Raw genomic sequence first — 16,047 nt, 5'->3', positions numbered from 1 at the left:
GCGATTCCTACTCGCGAGGCGGGAACGCACCGTTTATAGAAATATAATAGGAAACCCCCGGCATCGGCGAAGCTCCGCGCAAGTCCGGCAGCGCAAACGTCGTTTGACCGTTCCCGCCGAATTTTGTTCCGAGCAAGGAATATAAAGTTGGGTTTTGAGAAATCGACAACTCCTGGCCTTCGGCTTTCATCCAGCCTTCCGGGGTGAAGCTGTAGGGGAACAGCTGAATCTCGCCTAAATACGGATCTGTCGACGCTTCCGCCTGCCCGGGATTAACCACTGCGCCTGCCGTTAACATCACTCCCAGGGCACCGAGGATCAGAGCTTTTTTGTAATAACTTTTCATCATATACATCCTCCTTTAGAATTCACGGAATATATCGAGATTCCCGCTTTTGTCCGTGACAAACATCATAGACTAAGTAGATATTAGCATGAAAGTCAACCATTTAATATTGAAATTTTAATCGATGCTGCAGTGCGCTTTAAGAGATCTGTGTAGGCGGATGGATTGAACCTGGCCGGTTCTTTTGCCGGCGCTTAAGTGCGGAGCGAAACTTATTCCATATATCGCCGTCTAAATGATATTCCGAATTTTTCAGATTTTAGAGGTGAATTCCTATGAAATGGAGCTTTAAATTGGTCAAGATACAAACGCTTTTTCTTTTGCTGCTGCTGTCGATCCCGCTTTTCCTGTCATCCGCCGCGTCGGCGGCTTCTTCCGACTCCATAACCATTGAGGACCCCGTGCTGGAAAAAATCGTCCGCTCCCTCCTCGGCAAACCTTCCGGACCGATTACCGCCGAGGACGCCGCGCGCATCACGGAGATCGATACCTCGAAGTCCTATGACGCCATGGCTGAGGGTGCGCAAAACGGTGCGGGCGCCGGATCGGCCGGAATGTTTCCCGGCATTCAAAGCCTTGAGGGGCTTCAGCATTTCGCCCATTTGCAACGGCTGTATATCGCACCGGACTATACACACCCTTTTCAACCTGAGCATCGCATCAAAGACGTTGCCCCGCTAAGTAAACTAAGCAAACTCGAGGATCTTACCATATCTTCGGGTTCACTTAAGTCGCTTGACGGGTTGCAAAACTTGAACAACCTGAAGCGATTGACATTGCAGTATAACGGCGGGCTGTCGGATCTTAAGCCGCTCCGCGGTCTGACTTCCCTCGAAGAACTGGATTTGACCGGAAACCATGTCGCGGACCTGTCTCCCATCGGCCACTTGCCGAAGCTCCATAAGCTTGAGCTGGATGCGAACCCGCTCGTTGATTTGGAACCGCTGCGCGGACTTAAAGGACTGACGGAGCTGTCGTTCGCCGATTTGACCCTCGCCAGCGACACCCCCCATCCGAAGCCGATTGGGCTGGAAGCGTTAAGCGGACTGACCGGACTCGTTAAGTTAAACGTGGAAGCAGCGCGCATACATGATTTATCGCCAATCGCTTCGCTTTCCCGCCTGGAAGAACTATATACAGGACAGAATCCGAACCTTCGGCATCCTGAAACCGTTAAAGCGTTCCCGAATCTAACCCGGCTGTCGCTCCCGGCGGTCGGTTTGAAAGATGTCGCACCGCTAACCGGGCTTACGAAGCTGGAATCCCTCGATATCAGCATGAACCAGATCGAAACGGTCGACCCGCTGCGCGGCTTGTCCCGGCTTCGCACCTTTAACGCAGCCGCCAATCGCCTGTCTTCGATCGCCGTCATCAATGCGTGGCCTGAGCTTGAATACGCCCATCTCAGCCATAATCTGCTCGCTTCGATCGAAGGAATCCAGCCCGGCCCGAAACTGAAGCTGCTCGATATCGAAGGCAATATCGTTGATTACCGTGAACCGTCCGGCTCCGCTGCCGTGATCCAAAGGTTGAAGGAAGCAGGCGCCGAAGTGCTGCTTACGACCTACGAGCCATTTCCGGACATATTGTTCCGCCAGACTCAGGACGTATATGTTTTGGGGAAATTTGTAAAATTGGACAAAGCCCCTTTCAACAATAAAGGGAGATTTTACGTGCCGCTCCGGTTCGTATCGGAAACGCTGGGGGCTAACGTGAAATGGGATAAATCGGCGCGCAAAGTAACGATACACGGGAAAAACCGCGAGCTTGAACTTACGGTCGGAGAAAAAACCATCCTCGTAAACGGAAAACGCGTAGAGACCGATGCGGCTCCGATGATGGTCGGGGGCACCACCTTCGTCCCTGTCCGCTTTGTTTCCGAACAGCTTGGCATTTACGTCCAGTCGATGGGGAACAGCGCAGTCGGCCTGATCCTGCCGGATTAGCGCACACGAAAGAGGCCGCCCTCAAAAGGATAATTCCTTTTAAGGCGGCCTCTTCGTTTAGCCGACAACTCTATAGTTCGACAATCTTGGTGGCAATACGGTCGCAAAATTCGCGGTCATGCTCCACGAAAAGGATGGTCGGCGCGTATTGCAGCAGCAGTACTTCGATTTGCATGCGCGAAATGACGTCGATGAAATTCAGCGGTTCGTCCCAGACCAGGAGATGGGCTTGCTCGCAGAGACTTCTCGCGATCAGCACTTTCTTTTTTTGACCGCCGCTAAATGCCGCCATGTCCTTTTCGAATTGGATTCGGGAAAAATCCAGCTTTCTTAAGATCGCCTTAAAGAGGCTTTCATCAATTCCTTCACTACGGGCATAGTCCGTTAAATTGCCTTGGAGATGGGAAGTATCTTGGTTGACATAAGATATTTTAAGTTGACTTCCAATTCTTAGCGTTCCCGTGTAGCTGATCTCCTCGCCGCAAATAAGCTTCATGATGCTCGATTTGCCGGAGCCGTTTTTCCCGGAAAGCGCAATCCGCTCCCCCTGCTCGATCGTAAAGCTGATATCCTCGCAAACCGCCTTCTCCCCGTAAAAAATCGAAACACGCTCAAGCTGGGCCAGCCGGGAGTTATGAAACGTAAGCTGCGTGATCTTTAGACTCTCCGCCGTTTCAATGTTTTTCAACAGCTTGGACTTTTCATCAATCGCGGATTGCTGCCGTTGTTCCATCGATTTGGAACGCTTCATCATCTTGGCGGCTTTGTGGCCGACATATCCTTTATCCACCTTCGACCCGGAGTTTCTCGTACCGTTTTTCGTTTTTTCCACTTCATGCGACCAGTTGCTCGTCCGTTTCGCCGCTTCCGACAAACGTTTGATATCTTTTTTAAGCTTTTCGTTTTCGGAAAGCTCATAATTATCCTGCAGCTGTTTGTTTTCCCACCAATCGGAAAAATTGCCCTTCTGAATTTCGATATTCGTTTTGTTGATGGACAGGATATGATCCACGCAGTTGTCCAAAAACGCCCGGTCGTGCGAGACTAGAATAAAACCGCTTTTGTCCGCCAAATAATCGCTCACGAGCTTTCGCCCTTCCATGTCCAAATGGTTGGTCGGTTCGTCGATGAGCAGGAAGCGGTTTTCCTTCAGGAACAAGGCCGCAAGCATCACCTTCGTCTGCTCGCCGTTCGACAAGGACGCAAACGGCCGGTACAACACATCCTCGGACACCTTCAGCAAGTTCAATTCGCGCATGAGTTCCCAGTTGACGTAGTCCGGAAATATTTCGCTGACGACATCCATGGTCAGATATTCCGGGTTGTTGATATGGAAAGGAAAATACTCAAAGCCGACGTCGGCGGAAATATGCCCGCTGTATTCGTATTTGTCCTGAAGCAGGTTCAGAAACGTCGTTTTCCCCCTGCCGTTCCGCCCCGTAAAGCCTAGTTTCCAAGCGGTATCGATTTGAAAGCTGACGTCTTCAAAAATGTTATCGTAACTGCCCTCATAGGCAAAAGTCAGATTCGTTACTTTAATTAATGACATGAAACGATCCTCCTGCAAAAAAAATTTGAGCCGCAAGAAAGTTACTTTCCCGCAGCTCAAATCAAATACAGCAAATCTGGCCCACTTATGGCATCAGATCAGGATATTCCGTTTGAGTGAAAAGGATAAGCAACTTTCTTGCATAGGAAAAATAAAACATGCGAAACCATTTTCGCTTTGTTGTTTTATAATTCTTAGCAAGAAAAATCCATTATCCTCTTCAGCTCCTGTCATTTAAATTATTTGTATCTTAACATAGCTGTTTTCTAAATTCAACCATTCAACGCCAGGATGGCCGATAAGGCCCTGCGTTATCACGTCAAAGGCTGCCCACTATAAACTTTTATATCCAACGGTTCGGTTAAAAATTGACTCGCCTTGGCCACGAATGAGGTAAAATGTTCACTGGAATTATGGGAATCCACTGCAGCCGAATCTTCCCAGACTTCAATCATCGTAAACGCATGTTCTTTTTCCGTATCTTTATACAGTCGGTACGATATATTACCGGCTTCATTTCTCGAGGCTTGTATCAGCGGAGCAATCTCTTCCAAAAAACTTGCTTCTTTCATTGGATCTACTTGAAACCCGGCATGAATAATAATCACCTGTTCCATCCCTTTCCGTTTTATTTCCATAGTATTACATTTTCTAAAAAACAGCAAAAATTCCTCGAACAGGCGTGTGCTATAGAGATTCCTTAGCCTAGGCTGGCTTTCAAGTGCACGCCTAAGATTCTCCCTCCAATCAAATCCAGGCAAGTAATCCCATCGAATAGGGCGTAAGCGATTTTCATGATTGAATACACCCTCAATTTAGAAATGATTTTGTAGACTTAAATATGCTCTAATGATCGGCCGATCCGGCGGATTGATGTTGTCCGGCAATTGATTGGCTTCAAAAAAACGGATCTCTTCCACTTCGGCATCCTCTTTACGGATCGTTCCGCGATACGTTTTGCACAAATAAGCAGTTACCACGTTATAAACTTCGTCCCCGTGCGGATACTTGTAATAAAGCTCATGCCCCGAAAAAACATCCATCAACTCAAGCTGAACGGCCTCCAACCCCGTCTCTTCAAACAATTCTCTCCGGGCTACTTGCTCCAACGATTCCCCAGGTTCCAGCGATCCTCCGGGTAACCCCCACATGCCGTTATCCGTTCTTCTCTCCAGCAAAATGAAGTCGCCATCTATAACTACAACACAAGCCCCCACCATAATTAAGGGTCTGGTACCCACAATCTTTCTTATATCCATAATATAGCCCATAAAGGATCACTTCTTTGCCTGGTTGTTAATGTCACAAAATAGAAACGGCATTTGACAAAGCAATATCAGAAAAACTGCAAAAACCAGGCTCCCTGAGAAATTCCATAGAAAAACATAAGTACATAAATGGCGTTATTCCAGCGATATCCATCAATTTTGGGAAAATAGAGGAAATTTGTGCCGCTATTTTCTCAAAGCTCAAGGAATGCCGCCTTCTGGGCCACTTAAAGGAAAAATAAGAACAAAAAATTCCGCTATTGGGGATGGACACGCCTGGCTCCGGATAATAAGAACATAAAGTGCCGCTATTTTGCAGGCCCAGCCGCGGCGGTTGGTCATTCAGCAGCCGCCTTATCAAACACCGATTTTTAAGTTCAGCCTAATTTAATACTTTATCTTATTTGCTCGAAACAGCACGAAACACAATAAATAAATGAAGCACGTAACGCCAAACAGCTTAAAAATGCTGGGTGTCAGCAGCATATACAAGCTGTACGGAAAACTCCAGATGAACGAAATCAATAAAATTAGACTCCGGGACAAAGCAAGACCCACGGAAAATAAAACAGCCGGGAGAACCAGCATAATCAATGTAATCAAAAAGCTAATCCGATCCAAGCCGTTAAAATAAGGATTAAACCACAGCAGAACCGCCCATAACCCAACGGTGACCACACTTGCCGCGTAACCGATTCGTTTGATAAGCCCTAACGACGGCTTAGTATAATCGCTGCTCATAGCTTTCCTTTAGCGAAGCGGCCACCTCATCGGCGGAAAGTTTTAATTTTTCCGCATGGGCGGCGATAATTTTTGCCGGGTTCGGCAACTCCTCTTGTTTCGGCCAGTAGTGATCGTCCCACACATGCGAACGTTTGAATGCTTTGGCGCAATGCATATAACATTCCTCGACTTCCACTCCGATCCCCAGCACCGGAACTTTTCCGAAAGCCTCCATATTCTTCAGGATCTCCCGATCTTTCACGATCCAGGCCCGTCCGTTGATTCTTAACGTCTCCCCCAGCCCGGGAATCATAAAAATCAATCCGATCCTCGGATTTTCGAGAATGTTCCGCAGAGAGTCGAATCGTTTATTTCCGGGACGTTCGGGAATAACCAAATGGCGGTCATCCATAACGTGTACAAAGCCGGCGGCATCTCCCCGCGGAGATACATCGCAAGAGCCCGCCGAATCGGCAGTGGACAGGAAGATGAGCGGAGACTTGGAAATAAAGTCCCGGCAATGCCGGTCTATGACCGTTACCGCTTTGTTCTTAACCAATTCCTTCGGAAATCCGCATAACGTCCGGAGCTCCTCCTCCGAAGTAACGATGTCATTAAAAATAGATGCTTTCACTTGAAATTCCCCCCAGCGGATGATCTTATGGGCGCGTGCTATAGTTCCCGGATTTTTACTTCTGCGATGGAGTTGACGATAAAATCAGCCGCCGACAAATCTTGATTCCCGGAGTTTGGATTCACGAATCCGATGCATTGCATACCGGCGTTTTTCGCTGCTGCCACCCCGTGTTTGGCGTCCTCCAGGACACAGCAATGCTCCGGCTCCACGTTCATCGCCCGCGCGGTTTCCAAATAGACATCCGGAGCGGGTTTCCCCTGGGGAACCTCTTCCCCGCTTGTGATGCATGCGAATTCATGCAGGATGTTGAATTTGCTCAACACCTTTTCGATAAATACTCTGGGGGACGATGAGGCCAAGCCGATCGGAATGTTCCTATCACGCAATTCCTGAATGAGCTCTCGGATCCCGGAAATGGGTTCGATGTCCGATTCATCCAAATAAGCGAGCTTTTTCGTTAATTGCAGCTGAATCAATTCCTCAATCGAATGCGCCAATTGATATTCAGCCTTGATTAATCTCCACATTTCCGGATTGGTCATCCCCACGTATTGCTCCAGCTCTTCTTTGCTGCTGGCAATGCCGATCGAGTTTAACGTGTACAGATCAACTTCGAAATGCAGCGGTTCGCTATCAATAATTACGCCGTCCATATCAAAAATAAATGCTTTCAGCATGCAGGATACTCCTTGTGCTCGTATTTTGTCACATAACGTTAAGCGATGCTCATTTGAGCATATATCATAGCAAATAATGAACCGCGCGAGGAATCTGCGGCCGAGTTCAATAATGGCATTTCGCTTTAGCACTCAAACCGGCGGATCTTTATGAAGATCCTGGTCTTGCTCGGCGAAAGCCCAGCCAGTAAACGTAACCTCCAGGCCGTCGCGCGTCGGGGAACACGTGAAAGGGCCGGCTTGATTGCCGGAAAGGTAAGGGAAACGAGCCACGCGGATGGTGCGCCAGGCATGGCGCTCCGTACGCGCCCGTATAATGACGGCATCGTTCATGAGGGAAGCGCGGATGGTCACCTCTTCGCCCGCCCATTCGGGTACGGCCGTTAAGGACCAGTCCGAATACCCATCCGTGACTACGGCGGACAACTGGGGAATTCCATCGTTGATTTCAACGCCCGCTTTGATCCACTGGCCTGGTCCGTGGTACAGCATAATACCGGCCTGATCATACAATTCGGTGAAAGTCGTCAGCAAAAACGACACCTCCACCGCTTTGTCCGCCGGCCAGCCGGTTAACAGGGCCGCGCCGTCCTCAAACTCAAAACCGTAAAGTGTCTTCTTCCAAAAATCCCTGCCTTTTTCCGGAACAACCTTTAGGCAGCTCCCCTCCTGCTTCACGGACAAAGGCGCATTCATCCAGCGCCCTGTCTCCCAATTCAATATGCTTTTGGTCATTTGCCAAACTCCTCCTTAGGATAGCCTCTTAATGCCAAGAGGCGATTCTTAATCCTTGTTTTCCAACCGCTTCACCAACTCCGCTAAATCCTTGCCTTGCAGCGCACCTTCCACCAATTGCGGCAACATCGCAGGCGTACAGGCAAAACAAGGAGTCCCGTCCCTAGCAAAAGCCCTGGCCAACTGTTCATCGTAAAACGGTGTTCCTTCATCCGACAGGGCGAGCAACCCTAGCGTCTTGACGCCGGCTTCCCTCATTTCCCGCATCCGCCGGATCAGCCGGGATTGATTGCCCCCCTCATAAAGATCGGAGATCAGGATGAACAACGTTTTCTTCGGTTCTTTAATGAATTGTTCGCAATAGGCCACGGATTTGTCGATATTCGTGCCTCCCCCGAGCTGAATGCCGAACAGCATATCCACCGGATCGTTCGCGCATTGCTCGGTCAGATCGACCACCTCGGTATCGAAAACGACCACACGCGTGTCCAGCGCCGGAATGCTGGCAAAAATGGACCCGATCACCGACGCCCAGATCACCGATTCCGCCATGGAGCCGCTCTGGTCGATATCGACGATGACCGTCCATTCCTTGCTGCGCTTGGCGCGGTCAAAGTAATAAAACCTTTCCGGGACGATTCGCTTATGCTCTGCATCGTAATGCTTCAGATTCCGCTGAATCGTCCGCTTCCAGTCGATACCGCTCAGCGAGGACAGCGGTGTATGCTGCCGGCGGTTTAACGCCCCGGTGACCGCTCTTTGGAGCTCATGGCTCATCCGTTTGACCAGATCATCGACCACCGCCTGCACAAGCATTCGCGCGGTGTCCTTTGTCTTCTCCGGAATTTTTCCTTTGAGCGACAGCAGCGTTCCGACAAGGCGAATATCCGGTTTAACGGTGGCCAGCACCTCCGGTTCGAACAAAAGCTGCTTCCAGCCTTTGCGTTCCATCGCATCATTCTGGATTACGGACACCACGTCTTTCGGAAAAAAAGTCCTTACGTCGCCAAGCCACTGCGCCAGGCGGGGCGCGGATTTCCCCTGGCCCGCACCGCGAGCGCCAGCACCGCTGCCCCCGCTTGCTCCTTCTCCGCCCTCCGCCGTTTGATCGTAAATGGCGGCAAGCGCTCGATCCATAATCAACTCATCTTCCGAGAGCTCCACTTGCCCGCCGCTGCCGTACCGGTCAAGCTCCCCTGCGGCGGCCGCGCCCAGAATAAGCCGCCAGCGGGCCAAAGCCTGTTGTTGGTTTACCGCTTCAGCCATGTCTATAAATCCTCAAAATCGAAATCATTAAGTTCATCCAGCATCCGGGCTTCATCCTCCTTAAGCTCATCCATCATGATTTCGGCCGCCTGCTGCGGCTTAACGCCCCACAATTCGCCAAGCAGCTCGACGACCATCGTTTTTTCCTTCTGGCTGAAAGCGCTGAAAGCACGGCGCAAAAAGACCAGCGCCCGCACAAACTCGTGATCCTCCAGCGCGCTGATATACGCGTTAAGCTGCTCCCATAGGCTCATCCGCGACAGAAGCGCATACCGGTTGCGCATCGCCAGACCTTCGAACCAGCCTGCGCCCAGGTCGGCCGGAATCCCCGGCGAGAGCCGGCGCGAAACTTCGGCAGCGCATTGCTCGGCCGTAAGCTCTCCCCGCTCCAGCAAAATCGCGCACGCCAGACCGGACAGCCTGGGGTGGGCATCATCTCTGTCCGATAAAGCGGTCAACTCCTCAACCCACAGCCCTTCATCCACTTCGGCGCTATGCTCTGCGGCGATATGGCTTAGCTCGTTCATCGCTTCCGCCATCGCCTGCGCCGCCTCATCATTGCATCGGCTCGCCTCTTGCAGAAACAAAGCCGCGCGCAAAAACAATTGCTGCAGCAATGGGATTAACGGGGCCGTATCGATTCTGCGGATCCCGCCGAAGCGGACAAGCTGCGACAGGATTCCCGCCGCGTCCGCGATTTCCACGACATTCCGGCTCTGGACCGCCAGGCTTTGCAAGGCCGATCGGCCGGCCTCCATCTGCCGGATCATCCCGCACTCATAGGCAACGGAGAGCAGCGCGGAAGCCTCCTTGATCGTGGAGCATTCCTCCAGCCGCTGCTGCAAAACGAAGGCCGCGGCGGTTTCTACGGTTTCGCCCAGCAAATTGGATTCCACGACTTCGATTTCCACTTCCGGGGACCACTGGACGATCCAATGCTCCGACCACACCGCCTGGCCGGCGGACCTGGCCCGGTCTTTGACAAAATGAATGCCGAGCAGCTTCAAACGATGGAACCAGATCGAGCGGTTCAAATCAAGATAGGCCGCTTCCTCGGAATTAACCCGCCGGTTTTCCCGCAGGTCGAGGACCAAATCCTGGGCAACCGCGGTTTTGTATTTCTCCAGTTTAAGCCGCTTCAGCTGGCGGTTCACGTCGTCCTGAATCGGCGTTTGGCTGACCCCTTCGGCCAGGGCCCCGATCGCCGTCCCCACCTCCGTACGCGCGAGCGATTCGGCGACCACGGCGAGTTCTCCGCGCCCCAGGAGCGTTTTGGCCGCATCTCTCAGGTCCATCAGTACCGGCAGGCTGCCGCCATGCAGGGCCGACAAGGATTCGGCGAGCCTGACCGCCTCGATCACCTCTGCCGTGGAGCGGTGCGTTCCCGTCCTTCGCAAATCCGCGGCCGCCGAAGCGAGATAACGATGCGGCAGCTCCTCCAGCGTACCCCGCTGCATCTGCTCCCACATCATTTCAAAATAGTACGGCGCAATGTTCCCCGCTCCATACCCGGTCAAAGACGAAAGCCGCAAATAGGAATACGGCATCAGCGTCAGCTTCGTCTTGCGGGAAGGAAGCTGCGATATTTCTTCGTCGCTCATGGCAAGGGACAGATCCTTGAGGGCGGAAGCGTGATACGCCCCGCAAATGACCACGACCTGTTCGGGCTTATGTCCCGCAGCGACCGCATCGGCAATTTGCCGGCACATATACGCTTCGCGCACCGCATTATAGGCGTATTCGAGCCTTTGGCCGCGGCGCTCCCGCTCCGCGGTCAGCTCCCGCATTTGTCCCGAGTACGCCAGAATGGCCTGACGGTAGGCATCCGGACGCAAATTGTGCTCAAAGTTACGTTCCCAATACGCGTCATAGTCGTATTCGCCGGCGATTGCCGTAATCCTGCCGTACAAGGAGCTTTCCGGCTCAGCGCCCCCTTCCGTCACGCGGCCTTCTCCCTCCGGGAGAGGAGCGGCGCTGCCGTTCGGCCGGTCTTCTTCCCGCTCCCGGGCGGCGCCGCGCGCATCCTGCAGACAAACCGCGGAAGACGAAGGCAAATCGATAAAGGCGCAGTACGCACCATGTTTTCGAGCCCAGAGCATTGCCTGATATTCCGGGGAATACACGGCGAACGGCCAGAGCGCGGTCCGGACCGGCACTTCCTCGGTGAAGGCCAAAATCGCCACCGGCGGCTTGGTCGAGGTGTTCGTCAAATGCGCGATTTCGGGGGAAGCGTCCGCCGGGCCCTCAATCAGTACCGCCGTTGGCTTTATCTGATCGAGGAAGTCGGCCACATGGTAAGCGCCGGCCGGAGACAGGTGCCGGACGCCAAAGATCTGCACTCCAGCACCGCTCGCCGGCTTCATTGATTCATCTCCTTGCAGGCGTTGTAGAGGCCGCGCCAGCTTGCTCCGCGTTTTTTCATCACGTTGTCCAAATATTCTTTCCATACGAGACGGTCCTTGTCGTCATCCTTCACGATCGCCCCCTGCAGCCCTGCGGCCAAATCTTCATCGGTGATTTCTCCGCCGCCAAAGCTGGCCGCCAGCGCCATGCTGTTCGTGAGCAGTGAAATGGCTTCCGCCGTGGAAATGACCCCGGCCGGGGATTTCACCTTTTCTTTTTTGTCCAGCGTCATGCCGCTGCGCAGCTCTCTGAAGATCGTCACTATCTTTTGCAGCGCTTCGTCTGCGGGAACGGCCGCCTGCAGGTCATAGGATGCGGCGATTTCGGCGACGCGCTTCCTGACGATTTCCACTTCGGTTTCAAGGTCGGCCGGCGCCGGCAGCACGATCATGTTAAAGCGGCGTTTCAGCGCCGTCGACATTTCATTGACCCCGCGGTCGCGGGTGTTGGCCGTAGCGATAATGCTGAATCCTTTGCGCGCGTTCAGCTCTTTGCCTAGCTCGGGAATCGAGATCGTCTTCTCCGATAAAATCGAAATCAAAGCGTCCTGCACCTCGGAGGCGCAGCGGGAAATTTCCTCAAAGCGGGCGATGCCGCCCGCTTCCATCGCCCGCATGATCGGGCTCTTCACCAGCGCCTCCGGCGTTGGCCCCTGGGCCAGCAGCATGGCATAGTTCCAGGAATAGCGGACCTGCTCTTCCGTCGTCCCCGCCGTTCCCTGCACAACCAGCCCGGAGTTGCCGTAAATGGCTGCGGCCAGATTCTCCGACAGCCAGGACTTGGCCGTTCCCGGCTCGCCGATCAACAGCAAAGCGCGGTCTGTCACCAGCGTCGCAATCGCCATTTCAACGAGACGCGGGTTCCCGATATATTTCGGGGTGATCGCCTGACTCCCCGCGGTTCCCCCGACGATAAACTTAAGCACCGACTGCGGGGACATTTGCCACCCGGCCGGGATTTTCCCTTGATCCTCACGGATCAAAGCCTGCAGTTCTTCCTGATACAAAAGCTCCGCAGGCTTGCGCATCATCTCCTGCATCGCGGATTCCGTACTCATCACCGCCATCGCTCCTTTATGATAAAAATATGAGACCCCTTAAATGGACGACTCCATCGTTTTTAAAATATACCCCAACTGCTCTACGCTGCTGCCAACGAATTTGGGCATGGCCTTGCGGATCCGGTCCGCATAGGAGGCGGGAAGACGGCAAAGCTGGTCGAACAGAAACGGTTCGATTTCGTGGCATTCCGTATTCCGCTCGTCTTCCAAAGCCCGGATGAGCGCTTCATGCAGCTCTTTCTCCGGGATTCCCGCGCGAACCAGCCCCATGGCCGCCAAATTGGCAAAACGGTTGCGAAATTCCGGCGATTTGCCCAGCTTAGCAAGCAAATAGGAAGCGGCAGCCTCATGTCCCGGCCGGGCGAAAGCGCTGACCAAGGCCAGATGATTGAGGGCAATGAAATGATCCAGCCAGCGCGGGTCCCATGCTGCGGCGATTTGCTCCGGCGACGGCATTTCCACGTAATATGCATAGCTCCTCCGTTCACTCGTCCATACCGGCTCCGCTTCCCGATACCTGCGGTCAATGACCAAACCTTCCAACGTATCGAGCAAGTGCTTGCAGTAGTTGGCGCTTTTGCTGACGGACGAAGCAGCCAACCGGTCTTGCAGAATGCCGGCATACTCCTCATACAAGTGTTCCGGAGGCAATGCGGACTGCGCCTTAACAAAGGTTTCACGCACATACGTGTTCGTTCCCGCCGTTTTTTTCAGTTCGATTTTTATCGCAGCCCTGACAAGCTCGCGCCCCTCGCCGGAGCCGGTTTTGGTTATGTACTGCAGCGCTGCGTTCGTTAAAAAAGTCCAGCCAAGCGTGTAAGCATAGTGAGTATAGTTCCGTAGAACTCTTAAATAAATCTCCTCCAGCTCAGGCATCGTTTTATGGTGAAGCGCCCAGAAATAGCGTCTCGCCAACATCGAGCTTTCCTGCGTTTTCTCCCTATCCGCTACGCCCGCTTCCACAGATTGAATCAGTTTGGCAAAATCCCTGGCCAGCCACCCGTTCAACCGTTCCGATCGGCTTCGGTTTAACGCCGGGCCTACCAGTTCGCTGTCTTTGCCTTTGGAAGCCTCATACAGACGTTCGGCCGCGCTTGCCGAGTCGCTGTCCGCCAGCGCCTGATACGCCGCTTCGCGAATGCTCTTCTTCTTGTCGCGGCTGAATTCGAGCAAAGCCCCCTCATATTCGGCGTACCCCGCAAGCAGACGAATCGCCGTCGTCCGCACTTCATCGGAACCCGAAACGGCGGCCTCATAAATGACAGGCCGCGCTTGTTCGCCGCCGCTCCTTGCGATAACGGTCAGCTTGCGCGCTTCAAGCTTCCCTCCGGCGGGCTCAAAGCTTCGGATCAGATGCGGCACGATTTCAGCGCCATAAGACGGCAAAATGTCCGTCATCGCAAACTCGGCAATTTCCGCATAAGGGTCGTTCAACGCTTCCAAGGCAAACGGAAGCAGGCGAAGATCCTGAAACAATCCATCGCGGAACGCTTCGACGATGATTTCATGGCGCCCGCCGCCCCGGGTGGTAAGCGCATGGCGGACCGCGGACAATTTCCGGAAGGATGCGAACGTCTTTAAGGAAACGGGTTTGTTGTGCAGCATAACCGTCTCGCCCGCGGCGGAACCTTTGCCCTGGGTGCGCAGCACCGACTGAAGGAGAAGATTGACGTCCTGCAGCCGCCGGGCCGAATCCGCTCCGCTGTCTTCGGCAATTAAAGACGCGGTGCCTTCGGCCAGTTTTTTAAATACCGGAGCCCGTTCTCCCAACTGCTGCAAAGCCGGAACCAACCGTTTCAATCTATAATCCCCGGACGCCAGATCGCTGCCGGCAATATAAAGGCGCCGGATTTCATCGTTCAGCTCAAACAATATGGCCTGACTCATTATGCATGTTCCTCCAATTCGGCTTATTAGTAGAGGTTGTCGTTGTTAACCCGGACTAATAAAGCAATCGTATCAGCTCTTGTTGGCTTAAAATACTGAGCGGCTGAACCGTTAGCCGGCCGCTTAGGGAATCATGTTGAAACATCCCCAGCACGGCGATGTCCTGAAGGTGCTCATCCGGCAAAAATTTCATAAGCTGAACGGTTCCGTCGTCCAATACATCGCGAAGCTCCAGCGTGTCCCCTTGTGCGTCGGCAATAAACAGCCGGCCTTCCGAATCGGCGACTACCTTTGCTACAGCCAGCAGCACGACCGGGTTAGAATCGCCCAGCGGATTTTTTAGCTGGTTTTTGACCCGTTTGACGGTCTCGGCGAAAGATGGAGCGGCGCAGCGGCGAATTTGGCCCAGATCCTGCTCTTCCAAAGCTCTGGCGGTCATCGATTCGAAGCGGATGCGCCGGTTCAGATCGCCGGGGTAGCGGTAAAGCTCCGGCACGACGGCCACCTCGAAAAAGCTGTCTTCTTCTCGTATCAATTTCGCCGCTTTATAGGGACGGTACTGTACCGTATAATGAATTTCCCCGCTATCCGGCTGAATCCAATAACCGCAGTCGACGTATTCCTGCCGGGCAGCATCATCATAGCTTAAAAAGGCCAGCTGAATCAGCTCGGTTCCCGGAGCGGCCAATCCCGCCTCCTTCAGTTCGGTCAGCTGCCAGGCATGCCCTAGCCATTCCTCGATGGAAGACTCATGGTCCAGCGCCAGCTCGGGATCTTCCAGCCTTGCGGACAGATGCGCTCTGCCTTTTTTAATGAAGGCATGAATGACGGCAAGCTGCCCGGCGGCCAACGAATAGGCTTGCTCCGGATTTTGCCGCTCCGACAAGATCAGCAGCAGCTTGCCAAGCTGAATTTGCGCGCCGGCCAAATAGTGGCTTTTCATTTGCTTCATATGTTCCTGAATCACCTTAAGCTCCTTGGCATCCAAGGTCCCGAGTCCGCGCCGGATCAAAGATTGCGTTAACTTCTCGAGCAGCTCCAGCCCTTCCAGTTGCGCCGCGATTTTTTTCTTCAGCGCTGATTTATTGACTTTTTTCGGCTTGGCATCGGCTCCGGCAGCGGCTTCCTGCGCTTTCTTCTCTTCCCGCTTTCCGGCTTTCTCCCGTTTGGCCGCCAGATCCGCGGGCACTTCCGCCTCCATGAATGGCTTTCCTTCCGCATAGGCATACAAGAGACCCAATACATGTTTGCACGGGAATTGCCGGCTCGGACAGCTGCAGCGCATCACCGGTTTGTCGGGAACGGCGAAATCCGCGGATGGCGCGTAAGGCGTCTTTCCGCTTCCCGCACACAAGCCAAATAGCACCTGTCCATCCGCGGACCGGTGCAGCTCGATATACTTGCCTTTTCTGTTTAAATCCTGGCCGTTCTTAATCGCCGCGCTATTCGGGGCCAGTGAGTCGATCCAAGTTTCCGTAATCTCAATCAAACGTAGTTCCCCTCCGCCATCGGTAAGTTTACTGCTCTGCCAAAATTATCATATAAGTCTT

14 protein-coding genes are annotated in these 16,047 nt (G+C 53.2%); 1 reads left to right on the top strand and 13 read right to left on the bottom strand.

Going from position 1 to position 16,047, the window contains the following annotated elements; translation table 11 throughout:
* Positions 1-7 precede the first annotated feature (7 nt).
* Positions 8-349 carry a phage tail protein gene (locus tag NYE74_RS19385; RefSeq protein ID WP_036622883.1) on the bottom strand — a complete coding sequence of 114 codons (342 nt, stop codon included), beginning with the start codon at positions 347-349 and terminating at the stop codon, positions 8-10.
* A 272-nt stretch (positions 350-621) separates the two neighbouring features.
* Here NYE74_RS19385 and NYE74_RS19380 point away from each other — a divergent pair, with 272 nt between their 5' ends.
* The gene (locus tag NYE74_RS19380; protein WP_213510716.1) at positions 622-2,292 is read left to right on the top strand and encodes a stalk domain-containing protein; all 1,671 of its coding nucleotides are present in this window, start codon (positions 622-624) and stop codon (positions 2,290-2,292) included.
* Between the two features lie 70 nt (positions 2,293-2,362).
* Here the strand turns inward: NYE74_RS19380 and NYE74_RS19375 are convergent, their stop codons facing one another.
* The 12 genes from NYE74_RS19375 to NYE74_RS19320 all read right to left on the bottom strand — a co-directional run bounded on the left by NYE74_RS19375 (position 2,363) and on the right by NYE74_RS19320 (position 15,986).
* Entirely contained in the window at positions 2,363-3,841 is a 1,479-nt protein-coding gene (locus NYE74_RS19375; protein WP_213510715.1) for an Lsa family ABC-F type ribosomal protection protein, read from the bottom strand.
* Between the two features lie 314 nt (positions 3,842-4,155).
* Entirely contained in the window at positions 4,156-4,449 is a 294-nt protein-coding gene (locus NYE74_RS19370; RefSeq protein WP_124332217.1) for a putative quinol monooxygenase, read from the bottom strand.
* Between the two features lie 207 nt (positions 4,450-4,656).
* Entirely contained in the window at positions 4,657-5,112 is a 456-nt protein-coding gene (locus NYE74_RS19365) for an NUDIX hydrolase (RefSeq protein WP_270618754.1), read from the bottom strand.
* A gap of 31 nt (positions 5,113-5,143) precedes the next feature.
* A complete protein-coding gene (locus NYE74_RS19360) occupies positions 5,144-5,314 on the bottom strand; it encodes a hypothetical protein (protein WP_170179988.1) in 171 nt (56 codons plus the stop codon).
* Between the two features lie 516 nt (positions 5,315-5,830).
* Positions 5,831-6,466, bottom strand: a complete 636-nt coding sequence (locus tag NYE74_RS19355; RefSeq protein ID WP_124332075.1) for a pyridoxamine 5'-phosphate oxidase family protein — start codon at positions 6,464-6,466, stop codon at positions 5,831-5,833.
* A gap of 38 nt (positions 6,467-6,504) precedes the next feature.
* Positions 6,505-7,146: an HAD family hydrolase gene (locus NYE74_RS19350; RefSeq protein ID WP_124332074.1), complete on the bottom strand. Its 642-nt coding sequence runs from the start codon at positions 7,144-7,146 to the stop codon at positions 6,505-6,507.
* Positions 7,147-7,278: 132 nt separating this feature from the next.
* A complete protein-coding gene (locus NYE74_RS19345) occupies positions 7,279-7,881 on the bottom strand; it encodes a DUF1349 domain-containing protein (RefSeq protein ID WP_124332073.1) in 603 nt (200 codons plus the stop codon).
* Positions 7,882-7,929: 48 nt separating this feature from the next.
* Positions 7,930-9,147, bottom strand: a complete 1,218-nt coding sequence (locus NYE74_RS19340) for a VWA domain-containing protein (protein WP_124332072.1) — start codon at positions 9,145-9,147, stop codon at positions 7,930-7,932.
* 2 nt (positions 9,148-9,149) lie between these two features.
* Complete coding sequence (locus NYE74_RS19335) at positions 9,150-11,510, bottom strand: DUF5682 family protein (RefSeq protein ID WP_341005123.1); 2,361 nt, start codon at positions 11,508-11,510, stop codon at positions 9,150-9,152.
* Positions 11,507-12,607: an ATP-binding protein gene (locus NYE74_RS19330; RefSeq protein ID WP_115311182.1), complete on the bottom strand. Its 1,101-nt coding sequence runs from the start codon at positions 12,605-12,607 to the stop codon at positions 11,507-11,509. The genes NYE74_RS19335 and NYE74_RS19330 overlap by 4 nt, the downstream gene beginning before the upstream one ends.
* A 39-nt stretch (positions 12,608-12,646) precedes the next feature.
* Positions 12,647-14,497, bottom strand: coding sequence for a HEAT repeat domain-containing protein (locus tag NYE74_RS19325; protein WP_240751785.1), 1,851 nt, complete (start codon positions 14,495-14,497; stop codon positions 12,647-12,649).
* A gap of 55 nt (positions 14,498-14,552) precedes the next feature.
* A complete protein-coding gene (locus NYE74_RS19320; protein WP_124332068.1) occupies positions 14,553-15,986 on the bottom strand; it encodes an SWIM zinc finger family protein in 1,434 nt (477 codons plus the stop codon).
* Positions 15,987-16,047: the final 61 nt, after the last annotated feature.

The sequence above is a fragment of the Paenibacillus sp. FSL P4-0127 genome (assembly GCF_038007325.1).
GTDB classification, from domain to species: domain Bacteria; phylum Bacillota; class Bacilli; order Paenibacillales; family Paenibacillaceae; genus Fontibacillus; species Fontibacillus macerans.
This window is presented reverse-complemented; position numbering and strand designations above follow the sequence as displayed.

Coding starts and splice junctions, on each gene's coding strand:
- NYE74_RS19385 (WP_036622883.1), bottom strand. CDS start 349: ATGATGAAAAGTTATTACAAAAAAGCTCTGATCCTCGGTGCCCTGGGA.
- NYE74_RS19380 (WP_213510716.1), top strand. CDS start 622: ATGAAATGGAGCTTTAAATTGGTCAAGATACAAACGCTTTTTCTTTTG.
- NYE74_RS19375 (WP_213510715.1), bottom strand. CDS start 3,841: ATGTCATTAATTAAAGTAACGAATCTGACTTTTGCCTATGAGGGCAGT.
- NYE74_RS19365 (WP_270618754.1), bottom strand. CDS start 5,112: ATGGGCTATATTATGGATATAAGAAAGATTGTGGGTACCAGACCCTTA.
- NYE74_RS19350 (WP_124332074.1), bottom strand. CDS start 7,146: ATGCTGAAAGCATTTATTTTTGATATGGACGGCGTAATTATTGATAGC.
- NYE74_RS19345 (WP_124332073.1), bottom strand. CDS start 7,881: ATGACCAAAAGCATATTGAATTGGGAGACAGGGCGCTGGATGAATGCG.
- NYE74_RS19340 (WP_124332072.1), bottom strand. CDS start 9,147: ATGGCTGAAGCGGTAAACCAACAACAGGCTTTGGCCCGCTGGCGGCTT.
- NYE74_RS19335 (WP_341005123.1), bottom strand. CDS start 11,510: ATGAAGCCGGCGAGCGGTGCTGGAGTGCAGATCTTTGGCGTCCGGCAC.
- NYE74_RS19330 (WP_115311182.1), bottom strand. CDS start 12,607: ATGAGTACGGAATCCGCGATGCAGGAGATGATGCGCAAGCCTGCGGAG.
- NYE74_RS19325 (WP_240751785.1), bottom strand. CDS start 14,497: ATGAGTCAGGCCATATTGTTTGAGCTGAACGATGAAATCCGGCGCCTT.